Below are 1,230 nucleotides of genomic sequence, written 5' to 3'. Positions count from 1 at the left end.
AGCAGGGGGTGCTCCCCCGGTCCCAGGTCGTAGCGGATGCCCAGGCCGCTGAGGATGCCGGCCAGGTGTCCGGCCGCCTCCTTGTGCGTGAGCAGTTCGCCCAGCACCGCGCGCAGCGGGGCCATCTCCTGGCCGGTGAGCCGCAGTTCGATGGCGGCGCGGGCGTTGCGTGCCAGCTGGCGGCCGATCGGGTGGCGTTCGGCATGGTAGGTGTCGAGCAGGGTGTCGGGGGCCCGGCCGACCAGGACGGCGGCGAGCTTCCAGCCGAGGTTGACCGCGTCCTGCACGCCCACGCTCAGGCCCTGGGCCATCGCCGGCGGCTGGACGTGGGTGGCGTCGCCCGCCAGGAAGACCCGGCCGCGCCGGTATTCGGCGGCCACCCGGGAGGCGTCGGTGAAGCAGCTGATCCAGCGGCACTGTCCGTGGTGGATGGACTCGCCGGTCAGCCGCTGCCAGGCGTCGGCGAGTTCGGCGTACGACAGGGCGTCGCGGTCCTTGGGCCGCATGCCCCGCTCGTAGGCGACGACCCGGGTGACGCCGTTCTCCAGGTCCATCGCCATGATCATGCTGCCGTCGGGGAGGTTCTCGCCGATGCGCCGGCGGCGGGTCTCGATGCCGGTCACGTCGGCCGTGTAGAAGCCGCGGGTGGGCTCGGGGCCGGAGAAGTCGATGCCGACCAGTCTGCGGACGGTGCTGCGTCCGCCGTCGCAGCCGATGAGGTAGCGGGCGCGTTCGCGGCCCTGGCCCCCGGGGCCCTCGAAGTCCACGGCGACGCCGTCGGGTTCCTCGTGCAGGGCGGTGACCTCGTGGCCGCGGAGCACGGGCACCCCGAGTCCGGTCGCCCAGTCCTCCAGCATCCGCTCGGTGCGGAACTGGGAGACGCCCCGGGCGCCGCTGTGGTCCTCCGCCAGCGGGCCGAGGTCGATCGGTACGCCGCCGAAGTGGCTGTCGGCGGGTTCGGTCGGGCCGAGCCGGCCGAGCAGGCCCCGCTGGTCGAAGCTCTCCACCGCGCGCCGGGTGAGGCTGGCGCCGCGGGACTCCCGTGCCGGGGCGGGCAGCTTCTCGTAGACGACGACGTCGGCGCCGCCCAGGCGCAGTTCGCCGGCCATCATCAGCCCGACGGGACCGGCGCCGACGACTATCACGTCCCTGGTCATGCTCACGCTCCTGTTCGGTGGGTGGCGCCGGTGGCGGGCGGGGCGGCGGCGCGGGGTGTGCCGAACCAGTGGG

General features: G+C 74.3%; 1 protein-coding gene. It reads right to left on the bottom strand.

Annotated features, from left to right (window positions below):
- Positions 1-1,157: FAD-dependent monooxygenase (locus AOK03_RS32730; RefSeq protein ID WP_055569014.1), on the bottom strand; the 1,157-nt coding region annotated here is incomplete at its 3' end.
- Positions 1,158-1,230 lie beyond the last annotated feature (73 nt).

Source organism: Streptomyces atriruber (assembly GCF_001418325.1).
Classification (GTDB): Bacteria; Actinomycetota; Actinomycetes; order Streptomycetales; family Streptomycetaceae; genus Streptomyces; species Streptomyces atriruber.
Note: the sequence above shows the minus strand (reverse complement) of the source record. Positions and strands in the feature narration are given on the sequence as shown.